An 18,986-nucleotide genomic window follows, 5' to 3' on the forward strand; every position below is an offset into this window, starting at 1 on the left:
GTGAAGGGCTCCCACCGCCCGGGGGATCGGCGGTGGGAGCCCTGTCAGGTCACGGCTCGAGGCCGGACTCGCGCATCACTGCGTGATCGTCACTTGGTGGCGATCTTCTGCCCGACGAGGATCAGGTCCGCGTTCGGGATGTACTTCGCGTTCAGGTCCTGCAGCTTCTGGTAGCCGCCCTGGACGTTGAACTGCTTGGCGATCTTGGACAGCGTGTCGCCAGCCACGACGGTGTAGTTACCGGCCGGGTTGGAGCTGCTCACGCCGGTCGCCGCCGCGGGGGCCGCAGCCGGGGCCGCCGCCGCCTTCTTCGGGGCAGCCGCGGTCGTGCTCTTCTTCGGGGTCACCTTCTTGGTGGTCTTGCCGGTGGCCTTGGGGGCCGACGAGCCGCCGCCCTTCTTGCCACAGACCGGCCACGCGCCGATGCCCTGACCCTGCAGGACGCGCTCGGCCACGGCGATCTGCTGCTCGCGGGAAGCGTTCGCCGCGCTGCCGGTGCCGCCGTAGGCCTTCCACGTGCTCTGCGAGAACTGCAGGCCGCCGTAGTAGCCGTTGCCGGTGTTGGTGTTCCAGTTGCCGCTGCTCTCGCACTGCGCGATGGCGTCCCAGTTGGTCGCCGACGCGGGGGTCGCGGCGATCGCGAGGGGAGCGCCGACCGCGATGCCCGCGATGGCGACGCGAGCGACGGTGCGGGTGGCTGCGGACATCTTGCGGTGCTTGCCTCGGTAAGACATTTCGATGCTTCTCGGTTTTCCTGCGCCTACGAACTCGTGTTGAGGGTCAGGATCGGGGTCCTGGCGCCGGCCGTCTCAGACCGGCGGGCGAGTCCGACGCACGGCGCGTCTTCGTCGTCCCCTCGTCCCTGTCCGGAAATGCTTTCGCTCGGGGTATGGGTCCGGGGATCCGTTGGACAGGGCTAGGCGCTACGGATTCCCGGTCGTGCTGGTTGGTCGGGGCCAACCGAAAAGCGACGGTACGTAACGAGAGCCGTGATCGGAAATTATTCGGGGCGTGACCTACGTCACAGTAACAGCTCGCAACCTTGGTCGATACGCCCGTTTTCGCAGTTCAGCGGGCCGTTACCTGGCCGTTTCCTACCCGAGATAAAACACGGATCGTGAGGCTTGCATCACGTGTTTCGCGGCGCGAATGGCCCATTCGCGCCGTCGGGAGCGCGATTGAAGCGGGCATCTTATGACCACTGCGGGGAGGGCGCCAGACTTGACAATCCTGCCTCAGTTGCCCCAAGAGTCACAGCAGTCCCACCTGTTAGTGGGGTTTTGCGACCCGGTCGGAGCGACACCGACCGCCGGGCCCGCCCGCCGCGGCCGACGCAGGGCGACGGACCAGGTGAAACGGGTCACCGGACGTGTGGTGCCCGGTCGTGATCAGCTTCTCGCGAACACCCGGATCCGGTGACGCGCCACGCCGATGGCCGGAAAAGCCCGTCGCCGAGCGGTCGGCGGCGGCACCCGAGTGGTCGCCGCAATACAGGGAGGACGAAGTCGCACCCCCTGGTCCGGATGGCCCACGACCCGGCCAACTTCGGCCCGAACCACCCGAGACGGTGGCCTCGCACACCCGGAGAGCCGACCCGTGGGGGTCAGCCGCCGGCGAAGGGCGGGAGGACGTCGAGTTCGGCGCCGTCACGCAACGGGCGGGTCAGGTCACGGACCGCGATGCCGTCCAGCAGGTAACTGACCGCCTCGAGGATCCGCGGCAGGCCGTCCGGGTGGAGGCGGCGCAGCTCGGCCACCGCGTCGGCGACCGACGCCCCGGCCGGCAGCTGCACCTTCTCCTCTTCCACACCGGCGGCGGCCCGCGCCGCCGCGAAGTACCGCACCAAGATGGTCATGGTCGCCATCTCAACCGCCGATCGCGCTCATCGGCCGGATCGGCTGCGCGAACCCGGCGTCGTTGATCTCGTGGCCGGCGAGCTTGCCCCACATCGTCGCCCGCCAGGCGTCCGCCACCTCTTCATCGCGCGCGCCCGCGCGCACGAGGGAGCGCAGATCCGTCTCGTCGTTGCTGAACAGGCAGGAGCGCACCGCGCCGTCGGCGGTCAGCCGCGTCCGCTCGCAGGCCGAGCAGAACGGCCGGGTCACCGACGCGATCACGCCGACGTCGCCGGGGCCGCCGTCGACCAGCCAGCGCTCGGCGGGCGCGCCGCCCCGTTCGGCCGGGAACGGCGTCAGGGCGAACGCGGAGCCCAGCATCTCGAGGATCTCGGCCGCGGTGATCATCTCGCCGCGGTTCCAGCCGTGCTGGGCGTCCAGCGGCATCTGCTCGATGAACCGCAGGTGGTAGCCCTCGTCGAGGCAGAACTTCAGCAGTGGGACGGCTTCGGTCTCGTTGAGCCCGCGGATCAGCACGGCGTTGACCTTCACCGGCGCCATCCCGGCGTCCCGCGCCGCCGCCAGACCGGCGACGACGTGCGAGAGCCGGTCGCGCCGGGTGATCTTCACGAACGTCTCGGGGTCGACGGTGTCGAGCGAGACGTTGATCCGGTTCAACCCGGCCTCGGCGAGCCCGGCCGCGCGCTTGACGAGGCCGATCCCGTTGGTGGTCATGGACAACCGTGGCCGGGGCGTCAGCGCCGTGATCCGCGCGACGAGGTCTTCGAGGCCCGGCCGCAGCAGCGGTTCCCCGCCGGTGAGCCGGATGTCGGTGACGCCGAGCATTTCGACGGCGATCCGCATCAGCCGGACCAGCTCGTCGTCGGTCAGCACCTGCTCGCCCGGCATCCAGTCGAGGCCTTCGGCGGGCATGCAGTAGGTGCAGCGCAGGTTGCACCGATCCGTCAGGGAAACCCGCAGATCGGTGGCCACCCGGCCGAAGGTGTCGATGAGATGGGGGTTCTCGGGCCTGGGCACGCGAGATGACCCTCGTGTACCGGGGACGCGAGGAAACCCGAGATCCACTGCTGTCATTACGCCCAGGGTAGTCTCTGCAATGCCCGCTGGGATACTTTGCGCACTGAGTTGTCCAGTGGGCGAACTAACGTGCCGGGAGCAGAACTCGTGACGGAAAAGACTTACCCGGTCACCGAAGAGGAACTCTTCCGCTTTGCGGAATTGGGCCGCCAGGGCAGTACCTTCACCGTCCTGCGGCACGCCAGGATCGCCGAGCGGATGGGCCTGTCCGGTACCGACCACAAAGCGTTCGACCTCGTCGTCCAGGCTGGTGGGCCGCTCACCGCCGGCCGGATCGCCGGGCTGACGGGCCTGTCGACGGGCGCGGTCACCGGCGTCATCGACCGGCTGGAGAAGGTCGGCCTGGTGCGCCGGGTGCGCGACCCCGAAGACCGCCGCAAGGTCCTCGTCGAGGTGGTGCCGGGGGCGGCCGAACGGTTCGCGCCGCTCTTCGAGTCGGCCTTCGACGCCCTTCGCGAGCAGCTCGCGCAGTTCTCCCCGGCCGAGCGAAAAGTGATCGAGCGTTATCAGAACGTCATCCTCGAGCAGCTGCGCGCCGAGGTCATGGAGAAGGCGCGCCCCGCGTAGCTTTTCCTCAACTGCGGAGATAATGTCTGCGGCATGCCGCAATTTCGGTTGTCCGAGGCCGCGCGCCTGCTCGGGGTCAGTGACGACACCGTCCGGAGGTGGGTGCGCGCGGGGCAGCTGACCGCAACCGACGACGCCGCCGGCCGCAAGGTCGTCGACGGCGCCCAGCTGGCCGGGTTCGCCCGGGCGCAGGCCGCCGCGCCCGAAGACCCGACCGCGGTCGGGCGGTCCGCCCGCAATAGGTTCGTGGGGCTGGTCACCGAGGTCGTCGCCGACAAGGTGATGGCGCAGGTGGAACTGCAGTGCGGGGCGCACCGCGTGGTGTCCCTGATGAGTACGGAAGCCGTCCGCGAGCTGGGTCTGCGCCCGGGGGTACTCGCGGTCGCGGTGGTCAAGGCGACCACTGTTGTGGTGGAGACACCGGAAGGAAGTCGATGAACCAGCCCGCTTTTCGGGGGTCCGGGTGGCGAAGCCCCCGGCCCGGGGCGAAGCCCCGGTTGTCACAGCTCGCTCTCGCCGTCGCGGCCGTTGCCCTGTTCGCGGGCGCGTGCAGCAGCTCGGACGAGCCCAGCACGCAGCCCGGCGCGTCGGTCACCGCGCCCGCGCCCAAGGGGGCCGCGAACACCGGTGGCGGCACGCTGACCGTGTTCGCCGCCGCGTCGCTCACCGAGTCGTTCACCGCGCTCGGCAAGGCGTTCGAAGCCCAGCACGCCGGCGTGACCGTGAAGTTCAGCTTCGCGGGCTCGTCCACCCTGGTGCAGCAGCTGACCAACGGCGCGAAGGCCGACGTCCTCGCCTCCGCCGACCAGGCCACCATGGACAAGGCCGTCCAGGACGGCGTGATCGACGGCCAGGCGAGCGTGTTCGCCACGAACAAGCTGGCCATCGCCGTCGCGCCGGGCAATCCGAAGGGCATCAAGTCCTTCGCCGACCTCAACAAGGCCGGCCTGAACGTGATCACCTGTGCCCCGCAGGTGCCGTGCGGCGCGGCGGCCAAGAAGGTCGAGACGGCCACCGGCGTCACGCTCAAGCCGAAGAGCGAAGAGCAGGACGTCAAGCAGGTGCTGAACAAGGTCGTGTCCGGTGACGCCGACGCGGGCCTGGTCTACGTCACCGACACGACGTCGGCCGCGGGCAAGGTCGACAAGGTCGAATTCCCCGAGGCGGCCCAGGCAGCCAACAGCTACCCGATCGCCGCGATCAAGGGCGGCCAGGCCGACCTCGCGCGCCAGTTCGAGGAGTTCGTCCTCGGTGCCCAGGGCAAGAACGAGCTGACGAAGGCCGGGTTCGGTTCTGCGCAGTAGGCGGTCCGCGGGTGGCCGGCGGGGGCCCGCCCCGGCCGGCCACGCGCGCGTCCCGTGGGTGCTCGGGGTGCCGGCCGCGCTCGCGCTGGCGCTGGTGGTGCTGCCGGTCGTCGGGCTGCTGGTCCGCACGGACCTGACCCGGCTGCCGTCGCTGATCGGCACGCCGTCGTCGCTGCACGCGCTGCGGCTGTCGCTGATCACCGCCGGGCTGTCCACGGCGGCCTGCGTGCTGCTCGGCGTGCCGCTGGCCGTCGTGCTCGCCAGGGCCCGGTTCGCCGGCGTCCGGCTGCTGCGCTCGATCGTGCTGCTGCCGCTGGTCCTGCCGCCGGTCGTCGGCGGCCTCGCACTGCTCTACCTGCTCGGCCGCAAGGGCTTCCTCGGCGCCCTGATCACGGCGCTGACCGGGGAGTCCGTGCCGTTCACCACGGCCGCCGTGGTCATCGCGCAGACGTTCGTCGCAATGCCGTTCCTGGTGGTCAGCCTCGAAGGCGCGCTGCGCGGCTCCGGCGACCGCTACGAGCAGGTCGCCGCGACGCTCGGCGCGCGCCCGTGGACGGTGTTCCGCCGGGTGACGCTGCCGCTGCTGCTGCCCGCGCTCGGCTCCGGCGTCGTCCTCAGCTTCGCCCGCGCGCTCGGGGAGTTCGGGGCCACGATCACCTTCGCCGGCAGCCTCGAAGACGTCACCCGCACCCTGCCGCTCGAGGTCTACACGCAGGCCGAAGTGGACATCGACAGCGCGGTGGCGCTCGCGCTGCTGCTCATCGTCGTGGCCGTCGTCGTCATCGCCGTCGCGCGGCCGCGCTCGTGGGAAGGCGGCCTCCGGTGAGCCTCGCCGCCCGGATCGCCGCCGTGCGCGGCTCGTTCGACCTCGACGTGGACTTCGCCGTGCCCGCCGGGCACGTGCTGGCGCTGCTCGGCCCGAACGGCTCCGGCAAGTCGACGGTCCTAAGCTGTCTCGCCGGGCTGATCACCCCGGCGTCGGCGGAGATCGCGGTGGCCGGCCGGGCGCTGGCCGGCGTGCCGCCGCACCGGCGCGGGATCGGGCTGCTCTCCCAGGACGCCCTGCTCTTCCCGCACCTGTCCGCAGTGGACAACGTGGCGTTCTCGCCGCGCTCGACCGGGGCCGGCCGCCGCGCCGCGCGGGAGCGTGCCCTCTTCTGGCTGGCGGAAGTGGACGCCGTCGAGCTCGCCGACCGGCGGCCCGGGCAGTTGTCCGGCGGGCAGGCCCAACGCGTCGCGATCGCCAGGGCGCTCGCCGCCGAGCCGGAGCTGCTGCTGCTCGACGAGCCGTTCGCCGCCCTCGACGTCGACGCCGCGCCGTCGATCCGCGGGCTGCTGCGGCGGGTGCTCAAGACCGGGCCGACGACCGTGCTCGTCACGCACGACCCACTGGACGCGCTCGCGCTCGCCGACCACGTCGCGGTGCTGCACGACGGCCGGATCGTCGAACGCGGCCCGACCCGTGAAGTGCTTTCCGCCCCGCGGACGCCGTTCACCGCGCGGATCGCCGGCCTCAACCTCGTCGCCGGCACCGCCGTCGCCGAAGGCCTGCGGACGCCGTCCGGCGAGGTCGTCAGCGGCATCCCCGCGCCCGACGTGGTGCCGGGCGAGCCCGCGGTGGCGGTGTTCCCGCCCAACGCCGTCGCCGTCTACGCCCGTGACGGCGAGCACCACGGCAGCCCGCGCAACACCGCCGACGCCGTCGTCTCGGCCCTGGAACCGCACGGACCGGTGATCCGGATCCGGGCCGAGGGCGACGGCTGGGCCCACGGCCTCACCGCCGACCTCACCCCGGCCGCCGTCGCCGAGCTCGCCCTGGAGCCCGGCTCGGCGGTGACGCTGTCGGTGAAGGCCGCGACCGTGGCGATCCACCCGGCCGCGGCCTCCTGACCTCAGGCCGCTTCGTGGTGGTGACCGCCGCCCGGGTGGACGTGGAACTTCGCGACCTCCGGCGGGTGCACGACGAACGGCCGCATCATGCCCTCGTCCTCGTGGTCGAGGATGTGGCAGTGGTACATGAACTCGCCGGTGCCGCCCCCGAACTGCCCGGCGACGCTCACCCACTGGCCCGGGTTGACGATGATCGTGTCCTTCCAGCCCTCCTCGTACTTCTCCAGCGGGACGTCGGTGAAGCCGTCGATCGGCGCGGTCGTCCGCTCGGTGGCCTGGTCGAACGTGGTGGTGAAGCGCCGCCGGAACAGCGCCTGGAACTCCGTCAGGTGGATGTGGATCGGGTGCGCGGGACCGCCGTTGGCCACGTGCAGGATGTTCCACACCGCCCACCGGTCGTGGTTGATGAAGATCCCGGTGGTGTCGTCGAAGAGCCGCCCGATCATCCGGAACGTCTTCAGGCCGCCGGCCGGGTCCTGGACCTGGACGATCCCCTCGCCGCCCGGGTCCGCCTCGACCTGCTCGAGGTCCCACATCTCCGGGTGGCCCGCCTTGTTGAGCAGCAGCGCGATCCAGACGTGGTCGTGGTCCTCCGGCAGCGTCGTGCCGTGCACCAGCCGCGTGTAGGACGTCGAGATCTTCTCCGGCAGCCGGAACGGGTCGTGCTTCGCCCCGCCGTCGACGCGGAACTCCATCAGGTCCGGCTCGACCTCGCCCAGCCGCGGGTCGGCGTTGCGCAGCTTGAGCTTCTGCCCCTTGAAGCGGCTGAAATCGATCAGGACGTCGAACCGCTCGGCCGGGGCGACGGTCAGCCCGCCCGCGGGCAGCTGCGCCGGCGCGGCCAGCAGACCGCCGTCGGTGCCGATCAGGCGGACGGCGTCGTTGACCGGCACGTTGTTCTCGTCGACCAGATTCAGCGTGTAGAACCGCGAGTTCGCCGCGTTGAGCAGCCGGAAGCGGTACCACCGCGCGTCGACGTCGAGGTGCGGCCAGACCACGCCGTTGACCAGGTTGAACGGGCCCGTGAACGGGATCGCCGGGCCGTTCTCGATGTACGGGAACTTGAAGAGCAGCTGCCCGGTGAGCTCGCCGGTCGCCGGGTCGCGGTCCAGGTTCCGGTCGGTGATGATCAGCGGGATCTCGTGGTCGCCGTGCGGCAGGCCGAGCGCGTCCTCCTCGTCGTCGCGGATCAGGTACATCCCCGCGAGGCCGGTGTGGACGTTGAAGCGCGTGATCGCCATGGCGTGGTCGTGGTACCACAGCGGCATCGCCGGCTGGCGGTTCTGGTACTCGGCCAGCTGGGACGTCCCCTCGAGGCCGGCGTTGTGCGCCCAGCCGTCGTTGCCCGCGTTGGTGCGCGCGCCGTGGAGGTGCACGACCGTCCACGCCGGCAGGTCCGCGACCCCCTCCACGATCCGGTAGCCGGGCTGGTCGAGTTCGCGGCCCGGCCGGCTGGCCGGCGCCGTGGGCAGCGGGCCCTCGACGGCCACGAGCGGGAACTCGCCCTCGATTTCGTTCGACCACGAAATCCGCAGCTGCTTGCCGCTGCGCACTTCGATCGTCGGACCCGGGAAATGCCCTGCGTACGTCCACAACGTACTTTCGGGCAATTCCGAGTGCAGCCGCTGCCGCTTTGCGATCATCGGAACCGTGATCATTTCCCGGTGGCGGGGCCGGAACACGGGTGGAACACGCAGCGGGTCCAGGAACTTGGTGAGCCCCCAGTTCGGAGCGGTGATCGGCCCGGTCGTCGCCGGGCGCTCGATGATTTCGGTCATTGTTCTCCCCCTTCGGTGCGGGGGCAGGAAGAATTGCACGGCGACGCACGTGGCGCCGACGTCGAAAAGTATTCCCCCGAACCCCCTCGGTGACCGGGTACGCGACTCCCCTCGCGATACCGGCAATTCCAATGGTAGCCCTTTTTGGCGTATCACGCAGGTGTCTCGCGCGCGTGATAGGTTCCCGACCATGAACGAACGCCGGTGGACGTACCTCTCCGACATGGACGGCGTCCTGGTGAAGGAGGAGCACCTCGTCCCGGGGGCCGACGAGTTCCTCGCCGAGCTGAAGGCGAACGGCATCGGCTTCCTGGTGCTGACGAACAACTCGATCTACACCCCGCGCGACCTGCGGGCGCGGCTGGAGCGCACCGGGCTCGACATCCCCGAGGAGTCGATCTGGACCTCGGCGCTGGCGACCGCGAAGTTCCTCTCGTCGCAGCGGCCGAACGGCTCGGCGTACGTCATCGGCGAAGCGGGCCTCACGACGGCGCTGCACGAGGTCGGTTACGTGCTGACCGAGCGCGACCCCGACTACGTCGTGCTGGGCGAGACCCGCACGTACAGCTTCAGCGCGATCACCCGCGCGATCCGGCTGATCGAGGGCGGCGCGAAGTTCATCGCGACGAACCCCGACGCGACCGGCCCGAGCGTGGAGGGCTCGATGCCGGCCACCGGGTCCGTCGCGGCGCTGATCGAGAAGGCCACCGGGCGCTCGCCCTACTACGTCGGCAAGCCGAACCCGCTGATGATGCGCTCGGCGCTGCGCCGGCTCGGCGCGCACTCGGAGTCGACGCTGATGATCGGCGACCGGATGGACACCGACGTGCACTCGGGCATCGAGGCCGGGCTGCAGACGATCCTGGTGCTCACCGGCATATCCACCCCGGAGTCGGCCGAACGCTATCCGTACCGGCCCACGATGGTGATCGACTCGGTCGCTGACCTGATCGGGCGGACCCTGGACCCGTTCGGCGAAGGCTGACCACCGGCCGGGCGGCCGGAGGGCTTATCGTCACCGGATGAGCAAGTCGACGTACGTGGTCGGCGACGTCCACGGCCACCGTGACGAACTCGCCGCCGCGCTGAGATCCGAAGGCCTGGTCGACGAGGAGAACAACTGGTCGGGCGGTGAAGACCAGTTGTGGTTCCTCGGCGACTTCGTCGACCGCGGCCCGGACGGCGTGGGCGCGATCGACCTGGTCATGCGGCTCGAAGCGCAGGCGGCCGAGGCCGGCGGCCAGGTGCAGACGCTGCTGGGCAACCACGAGATCCTCGCGCTCGGGATGTACCACTTCGGCGACGAGCCGGTGCCGTCCGACTTCGGCCCGCGCAGCTTCGCCCGCAGCTGGGAGATCAACGGCGGCCTGCTGTCGGACCAGGACCGCCTGACCCCGGAGCACATCGAGTGGCTGACCGCGCGCCCGCTGGCCGCGGTCGCCGCCGACCACCTGCTGCTGCACTCGGACACGCTCGAGTACCTCGACTGGGGCTCGTCGATCGAGGAGATCAACGAGGCGGCGGGCGACATCCTCGCGGGGTCCGACATCGAGGCGTGGTGGGACGTCTGGCGCCGCATGACGACGCGCTACGCCTTCCGCGGCCCGGACGGCGAAGAGAACGCGCAGAAGCTGATGGACGTCCTCGGCGGGTCGCGGATCGTGCACGGGCACAGCGTCATCGCCGACCAGTTGGGGATCCACCCGACGCAGATCGAAGGCCCGTTCCTGTACGCGGGCGGCAAGGCACTCGGCGTCGACGGCGGCCTGTTCGTCGGCGGGCCGTGCCTGGTGGTGCCGCTGCCGTACGAGCCGGAGTCCTAGGCGATCTCGACGATCTCCTTGCCGAGCGGGACGAGCGACACGGGGATCATCTTGAAGTTCGCGACGCCGAGCGGGATGCCGACGATCGTGAGGCACAGCGCGATGCCGGTGAAGACGTGCCCGAGGGCGAGCCACCACCCCGCGAAGACGAACCAGACGACGTTCCCGACGCACGACGCGGCGCCCGCGTCCCGCCGGTCGACAACCGTGCGGCCGAACGGCCAGAACGCGTAGCGCGCGATCCGGAACGACGCCAGCCCGAACGGGATGGTGACGATCAGGACGCAGCAGATCGCGCCGGCGATCAGGTAGCCCACGGCCATCCAGAAGCCGCACAGGACGAGCCAGATGATGTTCAGCAGGGTGCGCATCAGACGTGCAGCTCCCCGCTCAGGACGGTGACGGCCTGGCCGGCGAGGTGGACGCGGTCGCCGTCCTGCCGGGTCCGGACGATCCCGCCGCGCTCGGACGCTTGTTCGCCGGTCAGTTCGTCCTTCTGGAGTTTCGCTGACCAGTAGGGCGACAGGAGGCAGTGCGCGGAGCCGGTGACGGGGTCTTCGTCGATGCCGACGCCGGGGGCGAAGAAGCGGCTGACGTAGTCGTTGTCTTCGGCGGTGACCAGCAGCCGTCCGGTCCAGGTGTGCTTGAGCTTCCCGAGGTCCGGTTCGAGGGTGCGCACGGTTTCGGCGTCTTTCACGACGGCGAAGAGGTTCTCGACGCCTCGTCCGGTGTATTCGATTTCGACACCGGGGAGGATTTCGGACAGGTCGTCGTCGGTGGGCTGCGGCGGGTCGGAGGGGAAATCCAGCTCGACCCAGCCGTTCTCGGCCGTGGCCCGCAGTTCGCCGCTCTTGGTGGTGTAGGTCTGCGCGCCGCCGAGAACGTGGGTGACGGCGAGGGTGGCGTGCCCGCAGAGGGCAACCTCGACGGCGGGGGTGAACCACCGGAGCGACTTGGGGCCTTCGGTGTCAGTGACGACGAAGGCGGTCTCGGCGTGCTTCATTTCGGCGGCGACAGCCTGCATCCAGGCCGCGTCGGCGGGCTCGTCCAGCAGGACGACCCCGGCGGAGTTCCCGGCGAAGGCCCGATCGGTGAAGGCGTCGACGATGAAGAAGCGCATGCCACCAATGTAGCTGCGGCTCCGGTGGCCGATCTTGAACCGGGGGAGATACCCGGGATGTCCCCTAGGAAGTCTCCCCGATGGTCGGCCGCACGATCTTCTCGCCGTCCGGACCCCGTTCGGGCTTCAGATCGAAGACATCTTCATCAACGGCGTACTTGTTCTTGTGCTCTTTGTCGTCATCTTTCTTTTTCCCGGCCCCAGCGGGAGCGGCGGCTGCGTTGGCACTTTTGCCTTTCGCCGCGGCGGCCGCGGTCGCGCCGCGTTCGAGCCGTTCGCCTGATTTGCTGCCGGTTTTGCCGCCTTCGGCGGGAGTTTCCTTGGGCGCGGCGCCGGCACTGCCGGACACCCGCGACCCGGCGAACCCGGTCCCGGCCCGCCCGGAGCCGATGCCTTTGCCACGGGTGGTGTCGCCGCCGCCGGAGGTGCCGCCGGTGGTGGTGGTCCCGGGAATGGCGAGCCCGTCCGGGGTCATGCGGCCGAAGGAGGTGGCGGCGGGGGTGGCGCGGAAGTTGGTGTTGCCGGTGAAGGTGCCGGTGCCGCTGGTCGTGCCCGGGGGGACGTAGTTGGGTGTTCCTGGTCCTGGAGTGGCTCCTGCTCCGCCCGGTCCGCCTGGTCCGCCCGGGATGTAGGTGCCGCTGGTGCCGCCGGGGCCGGTTGCCGTCCCGCCGAGGGTGGGGGTGCCGGTGAAGCCGGTGCTGCCGGTGCCGGTGCCGTGGAAGCCGGAGGCGGAGGTGGAGTCGCCTTGCCCGAGCTGGGGTGGCGGGGTGTAGGTGGGCTGGGTGCTGGCGGTCTCGTGGTAGGTGGAGTCGAGGTTCTGGAGGACTTGCACGGCCTGCTGGTGCGCGGCATCGGCCTGCTGCTGCTTGGCGGCAACGTTGTTCATGGTCTGCGTCGCACCGACGATGTCACCCGACTGGTACTGCGTGGTGGCCTTGGTGATCTCGGCTTGCTGGTTGAACCCGGTGGGTTCAGGCATGTTCTTCTGCGCATAGTCAGCGGCGGCCGCCTGCTGGGAGTAGCGGTTCGAGCTGAGCTGGGCGGCGTTCGCGGTGTCACCCGTGTAGGTGGCGGTGCTTTGGAAGAAGCTGTGCGCCTGGGCGGCTCCGGAGCCTTGCCACTGGATCTCGCTCGAGTTGACGGCGTCGTTCGCCGCGTTGGAGACGTCGGCGAGCCAGTTGCCGATCCGGTTGGCGAGCCGTCCCCGGTCGTCGAGGTCCTTCGGGTCCATGTTGCTGTGGACCATGTTGTAAAGGTCCTCGTGCGTGCTGGCCGGGTAGTTCTGGGCCGGGGCCGGCGCGTCGCCACGGGTGGACTGGTGGTGCAGGAGCGCCTTGCCCTGCTCGACCGAGTACTGCGCGGCCTGGTTCTCGGTTTGGGGTGTGACGCCGTCGCGGGCGTCACCTTGGTCCTCGGCTCCGAAACGGTGAACGTTCTGCTGGAGTTTCTGCTGCGTATCGGCGTAGAAGTCGCCTTCGTACTGCCGGTGTTCCGCGTGCTCTCGGGCCATCGTCACTCGCTCCCGCGCAGCTTGGCGAAGGTCTGGGTGTGGGCGTCCTCGGTTTCGCGATAGTTCCTACGAGCGATCGCCAAAGCCTCTTTGACCTGCTGGAAGCCTTGGATGAGCAGCTCCAGGTTCGGGACGAGGGACTGCTCGTCGCCCGCCGCGACCTTCACGTTGAACTGGGCTACCTGCTCGGCGTAGTCGCTGGCTCCCATCCGAGGTTTCCAGGCCAGGACTTCCAGCTCGTACTCAATGCCACGATAACCGTCGATGAATTCGTCGCAAACCTTCGTGTATTTGTCGAGCCCGGCCTGGTTGATGGCGAATCCGCCGTTCAGCGCCAGGTTTTTCAGCCCTTCGGCACCTTCGTTGAGGCGCTTCGCCCCCGCCGGGTCGACCGGGGTGTTGAGGAGGCCGGAAAGGAAGTTCGAGCCTGCGTCACCCGAGGCCGGTGCGGCGATCGGCTGGTCACTGAAACTCGCGTCCGAACTCACGTCGGGTTCCCCTCCCGTCGAACAACACTCTGGGTGCCCAGGACCTACTGTAGTAGTGACCGGAGGTCAGCGGCAGAGGCGACAGCCGGACGTATGTCACTCCGTGGGCGAGGCTCAGGTGTTGGGCGGGAGCAGTTTCTCGACCTTGACCGCGATGGCGGTGACCCGGTCGCAAGCCTGTTCGGTCGTGTCGTTGCCGGAAAGAGAGACGAGCGCCCGCGAATTCGGCTTGACCTCGATGGAGATGGTGCACTGACCGGCGGCGCCGATCGATCCGCGTTCGATGATCGCGTTTCGGGCACCGACATGGCCGCGCGAAGCCTTCGACGGGTCCGGAATGCCTTGGTCGTAACCGGTGTTGTCCTGCAGCGCCACGCCGACGTTGGCGTCGCCAGGTTTGTTCGAGGCACAGCTGCGTTCCCTGTCCACGGTGCCCGGGGATGCCGCTGGGAACCCTTCGCTCGCCATCACCTGGTTGATGATCGTGCAGGGGCTCAGACCCTCGAACGGATTGTCGCTTGAACCGCCGGTAGCCGTTGCTGAAGGGCTGGAGCTGGGTGTATCCGCCGCTTGGGGAGTGCCCTCCACCTTGCTGTCGCAGGCGCTCAGCGCGAGCGCGGCCGAAACGAGGACGGTGGCGCGAAGGCGAACTGCTCGGGTCACAACCTGAACACTACGGGTAAGCCGCGCCGGATCGCGAGGATGCTGCTCACCGCTGAGTCGTCTCCGCGATGCGCTCGTGCAACCACCCTCTCAGGTGACCGCCGTCCGAGGGGACGAACTTCATCCGGGACTCGCCGCCGGGCAGGGGCTCTGTGAACGTCAAGTACCTTCCCCCGTCCGTGTCCACGAACGTCACCGTGCCTGCTGGGCGGAGGCTGCCCTGGCCGGCTCGGGTCGACAGCTCGAACGTTCCGTGCCGGTGGGGGGCCCACTGGGCGTACGGCTGCAACGCTTCGGTCTCCGGCTTCCGGGTCGGGCCCTGGGTCAGCGTCACCGGAGCCACCGGCAGCGGTGCGTAGCGGGGGAGGATGCCGACCAGGGAATCGACCAGGTGGTCCGGGCGGATCTGCACGAAGCTGATCGCGTCCGGGATCAGCTCCGAGTAGACGCCCAAGCCGTGGCCGATGGTGGCTCGGTAGAACACCTGCCGCCCGTCGGCCACCTCCGCCGCACGGACGATGATCAGCACCTCCGGCTGGGTCCACGCCCGGAGCGTCTGCTCCACCTCGATGTCCAGCTTCTCCGGCCCCGCCAGCCCGCGCGCCCTCATCGAGTCCCACGCCTCCGCCATGATGCGGTCGTGTTCCTCCAGCGTGTGGCCCGGGCTGCGGATCTCGAACGGGTGCCAGTGCGCCGGGAGGCCCGTGCGCCGGATCGCGGCGGCGATCTCCGTCAAGCCCAGCGAGAATTCCTCCGGCACGTCCCGAGCGTAGCGGAACTCCTCAGATGTCGAGCTGCCTCACACCCGTCTCGGGCAACGCCACCCGGCCGGCCGTCGCCCGTCCGCGGAGGCGGACGATCTCGTGCGGCTGCAAGCCGATCGCCACTCCGAACGCCTCCACGTCCGGGAAGCCGCCCTGCCGCTGCCGCAGCTCCAGCGCCGTTGCCACCCGTGCCGGCGAAAGGCCCGGCAGATTCGCCAAAGCCGGCCCCGGAGCCGCGTTGACGTCAACCAAGGCCACCGGCGGAACCGGCGGCGGAACCAACGGCGGCGTATAAGCCTCGATCACGTCGTTCTGCCGCAGATCCCGCGTGCCGAGCCCGACCGTGAACACCCGCGCCCCCGCGGAACTCCGCACCGCGATCCCGTCCCTCGCCAGCGAAAGCACCGGCAACCCCGATGCGACGACCGTGCTCCGCTCGTTGAACGTCGTCCCGATCGGCCGCAGCACCCGCGTGCGCACGCCCACCGTGAACGCCGCGCTGCGCCCCTCCGGCACCTCGACCGCCGCCACCACCGAGCCGTTGCCGAGGTCGCTGACGCCGTGCACCACCGCCGTTCCGTCGCGCTGCTCCACGAAGTCCGGCGTGGGGAACGCCGTCAGCGCGTCGCCGGCCAACGGCGGTACGTCGCACTGGAAGCCCAGCAACACCGTTCCCGACTGACCCGCCGGCAGTTCGTCGAGCGGGCCGGCGGGCCCGAACAACCCCAGCACCCGCATCGGCCCGCCACCCCGCGACAACGTGGTCAACGCCCCGGACCGCAGCACGCCCTCCCGGACGAGCACCTGCGCGCGGAACCCGGTCAGCTCGTCGAACGCCGGCGCGACCACCGAAGCGACACCCTCCTGACGGCTCAGGTCCGGGCCCACGGCGTCGTCGGTGTACAGCTCCAGCGCGTCGCCCTTGCCGAGGTCGCGGCGCCCCACCGCGACGAACACGTCCTTCAGGAACCCGGCGTCGGTCACCGCCTCGACGTCGCTGGAAAAGAACTTCTTCCGCACCATGATCCCGAGGCGCAGGTTGTCCTCGACGACGCGGTCGCCCCGGCGGAGCCGCGCGCGGCCACCGCGGACCGCCCGTCCCGCGCTCACCTGCCCGCCGGGCAGCTCCCCGAGGCCGGGGAGGGTGACCGAGTCGTTGAGCGCCTTGCCGAACTCGATCAGCCCGACCCTGGTCTCGGTCACGACGTGGCGGCCAGCGTGACGCTGATCGACTGGTCGGCGTTCACCCGCTCCGACTCGACGCGCAGGCCGGCCTGGGCCGCCCGGTCCTTCAGCCGGGCCAGCACCGCCCGCTGCACTTCGGCCGCGTAGGCCTCGTCGACCGACAGCACCAGCCGCGCCGCCTCGGCTTCGGTGAGGCCGGGCCCGTCGACGTGCGCCACCTGGACGCCCTCGGCGCCGTAGCCGAACGTGATCCGCCGCCCCTCCCACGCGGCGACGACGGACGTGCCGTCGTCGAGGACCTGGGCCCGCAGCCCGGCGAGCGCGCGGGACAGCAGATCGCGGTGCCGCATCCGCGTCCGGACGGTGACGACACCGGGCTGCGGCTGCGTGTGCGCGGCGATCGTGGCGGCGTCGAGCTGGGCCAGCGCCTCACTGCGCAGCTTGAGCGTGACACTCATCGGCGATCCCCTTCGAGCAGCGCTTCGAGCACTTCGGTGGTGGCAAAGCCGTTCAGCTCGATCGCGCCGTCCCGGGCGATCGTGAGCTCCAGGCGGTTCGGGGTGGCGAAGATCGACTCGTCGTAGCGGCCGGTCAGGAAGTGGAACCGCTGGTTCGCCGAGCCGGCCCACGGCCGCGACGCCTCCGGCCGGTCGGCCAGGAACGGCCCGTCCACCAGCAGATCCGTCGACGCGAGCAGCTTGGACGGCGGCAGGTCCTCCAGGACGTGCCCGGTGAACGTCATCACCGAAAGCCCGGCCGACCGCACCGCCGAGGCGAACTCACCCAGCGGGGCGGCCTGGTCGAACGGCTCGCCGCCGAGCAGCGTGACGCCTTCGATGCCCTCGACGGCCAGCACGCGCGCCAGAAGGTCTTGCCACGACAGCGAAAACCCGCCGCGGGTCGTCCACGTCTGCGGGTTGAAGCAGCCCGGGCAGCGCACCGAACACCCCTGCGTCCACACGGCGCACCGCACGCCGGGGCCCTCGGCGGCGGTGGTCTCGACGATCCGGTGGAGGTTCAGGAGTTCCATTGCGTCTGCTGCTGCGAAGCGGTGTTTTCCGCGGAAGCCGTCGTGCGCCGGTAGTCCTCGGTGAACTCCGACGTCACGGTCTCCGCGCCGAGCAGGTCTTCGAGCAGCGGGATGTAGTCGAGGCACTTCGACCCGGTCACGCCGTGCGTTTCGGCGCTGATCGAGCCGTCCTTGCCGATGGTCACGGTCACGCGGTGCGTCATACGTCGATCGTCCTCCCGCTCGGTGCCCCCGGAGGCGGCGTGACGGGCGCAGGGGCCTCGACGTCGCCGGAGGTGTCCGCGGCGGCGACCGCGCGGGTCTCCGCCCAGTTCCGGATGGCCAGGATCTCGTCGGCCTGGGTGACCGACAGCGGCACGGTCGACTTGACCGCGCGCACGAGGTCGTCCCGGCGCAGCGGCCGCTTCTCGGCGAACGCGTCGACCAGGCCGGACAGCACCGCCTGTTCGATCTCGGCGCCGCTGTAGCCCGCGCTGATGTCGGCGAGCTCGGCGAACAGCGCGTCGTCCAGCCGCAGTTCGCTGCCCACGAACGGATCGGTGACGCGCTTGTGCAGGTGGATCCGCCAGATCGCGGCGCGCTCGGGCGCCGAGGGCAGGTCGACGAAGAAGATCTCGTCGAAGCGGCCCTTGCGCAGGAACTCCGGCGGCAGCGAGCCGACCTGGTTCGCCGTGGCCATCACGAACACCGGCGCCGACTTCTCCTGCATCCAGGACAGGAACGTGCCGAACACGCGGCGCGCGGTGCCGCCGTCGCCACCGCCGCCGGCGCCCGCGAGGCCCTTCTCGATCTCGTCGACCCACAGCACGCAGGGCGCGATGCCTTCGGCGGTGCGGATGACCGTGCGGATGTTCTTCTCGCTGGAGCCGACCAGGCCGGCGAAGACGCGGCCCAGGTCCAGCCGCAGCAGCGGCAGCCGCCACATGTTCGCGACGCACACCGCGGACAGGCTCTTGCCGCAGCCGGGCACGCCGGTGAGCAGCAGCCCCTTCGGCGCCGCCAGGTTGTACGCCGACGCGGCGGGCGTCCACGTGCCGGTGCGCTTGGTGAGCCAGCGCTTGAGCCGGTCCAGGCCGCCGACGGCGTCGAAGCTCGTCTCCGCCGGCACGATGTCGAGCATCCCGGACCTGCGGACGGCCTGGCGCTTCTCGGCGAGGATCAGCTCGAGGTCGCTGGGGTCCAGCCCGCCGCCCTCGACCAAGGCCCTGGCGAACGCGTTCTCCGCCTCCGGCAGCGTCAGCCCGCGCGCGGCGGCGACGATCGTGTCGCGGTCGTCCCGGTCGATGCTGATCCGGACGTTCTGCCGGTGCGCGGCGACCATGCCGTCCAGCAGCTCGCCGATCTGGCGCTGGTCGGGCAGCGGGAAGTCGACGACGGTGGCGTCGTGCTCCAGCTCCGGCGGGACGGGCAGCGACGGCGACACGAGGATCAGGCTCAGCGGCACCGGCCGGGTCTTGAACGCGGCGGCGAGCTCCCGCAGCCGGCGCACGACGTCGGGATCGGGCCGGTGCCCGCCCTCGGAAACCAGCGAGGGGTGCAGATCGGCGAAGACGAACACAGCGGGCTCGCCCCAGCCGTGGATCCGTTCGAGCGCGGCGCCCGCGGCGCGCGTCTCGCTGATCGGCGGCCCGCCGGCGGGGGCCAGCCCGGTGGTTGACGACCAGACGTAGACGCGACGCGGAGTCCGGAGCCGGTTCTGGTCTTCGGCGACGGCCCGGATCTCCCGCAGCACCCGCTGCTCTTCGTGCGTCTCGACGACCAGCAGCGGGTAGCGCGCCTGCAGCAGCTGGGTCAGCTCGTCGCGAAACCCCCGGCCGGCCATCGATCGCCCCCTCGAAGTCCGTCCGGACCTTACCAGCGCCCCGGTCTCGAAACGGCTCCGAGCGGTCGCCACGAGCGGGTTCGCTTCCTAGACTCGGGACGCCCGACGA

General features: G+C 70.3%; 22 protein-coding genes. 7 read left to right on the forward strand and 15 right to left on the reverse strand.

Annotated elements, in window-relative coordinates:
* Positions 1-89: 89 nt before the first annotated feature.
* From Q5425_RS19860 to moaA, 3 genes are all read right to left on the reverse strand, one after another.
* Positions 90-734, reverse strand: a complete 645-nt coding sequence (locus Q5425_RS19860) for a transglycosylase family protein (protein ID WP_308673737.1) — start codon at positions 732-734, stop codon at positions 90-92.
* An 869-nt stretch (positions 735-1,603) separates the two neighbouring features.
* Positions 1,604-1,855: a MoaD/ThiS family protein gene (locus Q5425_RS19865; RefSeq protein WP_308673738.1), complete on the reverse strand. Its 252-nt coding sequence runs from the start codon at positions 1,853-1,855 to the stop codon at positions 1,604-1,606.
* Between the two features lie 10 nt (positions 1,856-1,865).
* Positions 1,866-2,873 (reverse strand): GTP 3',8-cyclase MoaA, encoded by a 1,008-nt coding sequence (moaA, locus tag Q5425_RS19870; protein ID WP_308673739.1) that lies wholly within the window; start codon positions 2,871-2,873, stop codon positions 1,866-1,868.
* A gap of 147 nt (positions 2,874-3,020) precedes the next feature.
* On the opposite strand from moaA, the gene Q5425_RS19875 reads away from it, so the two are divergent.
* From Q5425_RS19875 to Q5425_RS19895, 5 genes are read left to right on the forward strand one after another with little or no spacing between them, the layout of a single operon-like run.
* Positions 3,021-3,500, forward strand: coding sequence for a MarR family transcriptional regulator (locus tag Q5425_RS19875; RefSeq protein ID WP_308673740.1), 480 nt, complete (start codon positions 3,021-3,023; stop codon positions 3,498-3,500).
* Between the two features lie 33 nt (positions 3,501-3,533).
* On the forward strand, positions 3,534-3,938 hold the full coding sequence (locus Q5425_RS19880) for a TOBE domain-containing protein (protein ID WP_308673741.1): 405 nt from the start codon (positions 3,534-3,536) through the stop codon (positions 3,936-3,938).
* A 59-nt stretch (positions 3,939-3,997) separates the two neighbouring features.
* Complete coding sequence (gene modA, locus Q5425_RS19885) at positions 3,998-4,804, forward strand: molybdate ABC transporter substrate-binding protein (RefSeq protein ID WP_308673742.1); 807 nt, start codon at positions 3,998-4,000, stop codon at positions 4,802-4,804.
* 58 nt (positions 4,805-4,862) lie between these two features.
* The gene (locus Q5425_RS19890; RefSeq protein WP_308673743.1) at positions 4,863-5,630 is read left to right on the forward strand and encodes an ABC transporter permease; all 768 of its coding nucleotides are present in this window, start codon (positions 4,863-4,865) and stop codon (positions 5,628-5,630) included.
* Positions 5,627-6,694 (forward strand): ABC transporter ATP-binding protein, encoded by a 1,068-nt coding sequence (locus Q5425_RS19895; RefSeq protein ID WP_308673744.1) that lies wholly within the window; start codon positions 5,627-5,629, stop codon positions 6,692-6,694. Before Q5425_RS19890 ends, Q5425_RS19895 begins: the two co-directional genes overlap by 4 nt.
* A 2-nt stretch (positions 6,695-6,696) precedes the next feature.
* On the opposite strand, the gene Q5425_RS19900 is transcribed toward Q5425_RS19895, so the two are convergent.
* Positions 6,697-8,472: a multicopper oxidase domain-containing protein gene (locus Q5425_RS19900; protein WP_308673745.1), complete on the reverse strand. Its 1,776-nt coding sequence runs from the start codon at positions 8,470-8,472 to the stop codon at positions 6,697-6,699.
* A 190-nt stretch (positions 8,473-8,662) separates the two neighbouring features.
* Here Q5425_RS19900 and Q5425_RS19905 point away from each other — a divergent pair, with 190 nt between their 5' ends.
* Together Q5425_RS19905 and Q5425_RS19910 are read left to right on the forward strand one after the other, a co-directional pair.
* Positions 8,663-9,457 carry an HAD-IIA family hydrolase gene (locus Q5425_RS19905; RefSeq protein WP_308673746.1) on the forward strand — a complete coding sequence of 265 codons (795 nt, stop codon included), beginning with the start codon at positions 8,663-8,665 and terminating at the stop codon, positions 9,455-9,457.
* Positions 9,458-9,494: 37 nt separating this feature from the next.
* Positions 9,495-10,295, forward strand: coding sequence for a metallophosphoesterase family protein (locus Q5425_RS19910; protein WP_308673747.1), 801 nt, complete (start codon positions 9,495-9,497; stop codon positions 10,293-10,295).
* Here the strand turns inward: Q5425_RS19910 and Q5425_RS19915 are convergent.
* The 11 genes from Q5425_RS19915 to Q5425_RS19965 all read right to left on the reverse strand — a co-directional run bounded on the left by Q5425_RS19915 (position 10,292) and on the right by Q5425_RS19965 (position 18,877).
* Positions 10,292-10,666 carry a YccF domain-containing protein gene (locus Q5425_RS19915; protein WP_308673749.1) on the reverse strand — a complete coding sequence of 125 codons (375 nt, stop codon included), beginning with the start codon at positions 10,664-10,666 and terminating at the stop codon, positions 10,292-10,294. The genes Q5425_RS19910 and Q5425_RS19915 overlap by 4 nt on opposite strands.
* A complete protein-coding gene (locus Q5425_RS19920) occupies positions 10,666-11,415 on the reverse strand; it encodes a PhzF family phenazine biosynthesis protein (RefSeq protein WP_308673750.1) in 750 nt (249 codons plus the stop codon). The genes Q5425_RS19915 and Q5425_RS19920 overlap by 1 nt, the downstream gene beginning before the upstream one ends.
* 64 nt (positions 11,416-11,479) lie before the next feature.
* The gene (locus tag Q5425_RS19925; protein ID WP_308673751.1) at positions 11,480-12,925 is read right to left on the reverse strand and encodes a hypothetical protein; all 1,446 of its coding nucleotides are present in this window, start codon (positions 12,923-12,925) and stop codon (positions 11,480-11,482) included.
* 2 nt (positions 12,926-12,927) lie between these two features.
* Positions 12,928-13,413 carry a hypothetical protein gene (locus Q5425_RS19930; protein ID WP_308673752.1) on the reverse strand — a complete coding sequence of 162 codons (486 nt, stop codon included), beginning with the start codon at positions 13,411-13,413 and terminating at the stop codon, positions 12,928-12,930.
* 114 nt (positions 13,414-13,527) lie between these two features.
* On the reverse strand, positions 13,528-14,076 hold the full coding sequence (locus Q5425_RS19935) for a DUF3558 family protein (protein WP_308673753.1): 549 nt from the start codon (positions 14,074-14,076) through the stop codon (positions 13,528-13,530).
* A 46-nt stretch (positions 14,077-14,122) separates the two neighbouring features.
* On the reverse strand, positions 14,123-14,836 hold the full coding sequence (locus Q5425_RS19940) for an ESX secretion-associated protein EspG (protein WP_308673754.1): 714 nt from the start codon (positions 14,834-14,836) through the stop codon (positions 14,123-14,125).
* Between the two features lie 22 nt (positions 14,837-14,858).
* Positions 14,859-16,043 (reverse strand): hypothetical protein, encoded by a 1,185-nt coding sequence (locus tag Q5425_RS19945; protein ID WP_308673755.1) that lies wholly within the window; start codon positions 16,041-16,043, stop codon positions 14,859-14,861.
* Entirely contained in the window at positions 16,040-16,483 is a 444-nt protein-coding gene (locus tag Q5425_RS19950; RefSeq protein WP_308673756.1) for a hypothetical protein, read from the reverse strand. Before Q5425_RS19950 ends, Q5425_RS19945 begins: the two co-directional genes overlap by 4 nt.
* Positions 16,480-17,055, reverse strand: coding sequence for a 4Fe-4S single cluster domain-containing protein (locus Q5425_RS19955; RefSeq protein ID WP_308673757.1), 576 nt, complete (start codon positions 17,053-17,055; stop codon positions 16,480-16,482). Before Q5425_RS19955 ends, Q5425_RS19950 begins: the two co-directional genes overlap by 4 nt.
* A complete protein-coding gene (locus Q5425_RS19960; protein WP_308673758.1) occupies positions 17,043-17,246 on the reverse strand; it encodes a DUF2997 domain-containing protein in 204 nt (67 codons plus the stop codon). The genes Q5425_RS19955 and Q5425_RS19960 overlap by 13 nt, the downstream gene beginning before the upstream one ends.
* Positions 17,247-17,254: 8 nt before the next feature.
* On the reverse strand, positions 17,255-18,877 hold the full coding sequence (locus tag Q5425_RS19965) for an AAA family ATPase (RefSeq protein ID WP_308673759.1): 1,623 nt from the start codon (positions 18,875-18,877) through the stop codon (positions 17,255-17,257).
* Positions 18,878-18,986 lie beyond the last annotated feature (109 nt).

It is taken from the genome of Amycolatopsis sp. A133 (assembly GCF_031082405.1).
Taxonomy (GTDB): domain Bacteria; phylum Actinomycetota; class Actinomycetes; order Mycobacteriales; family Pseudonocardiaceae; genus Amycolatopsis.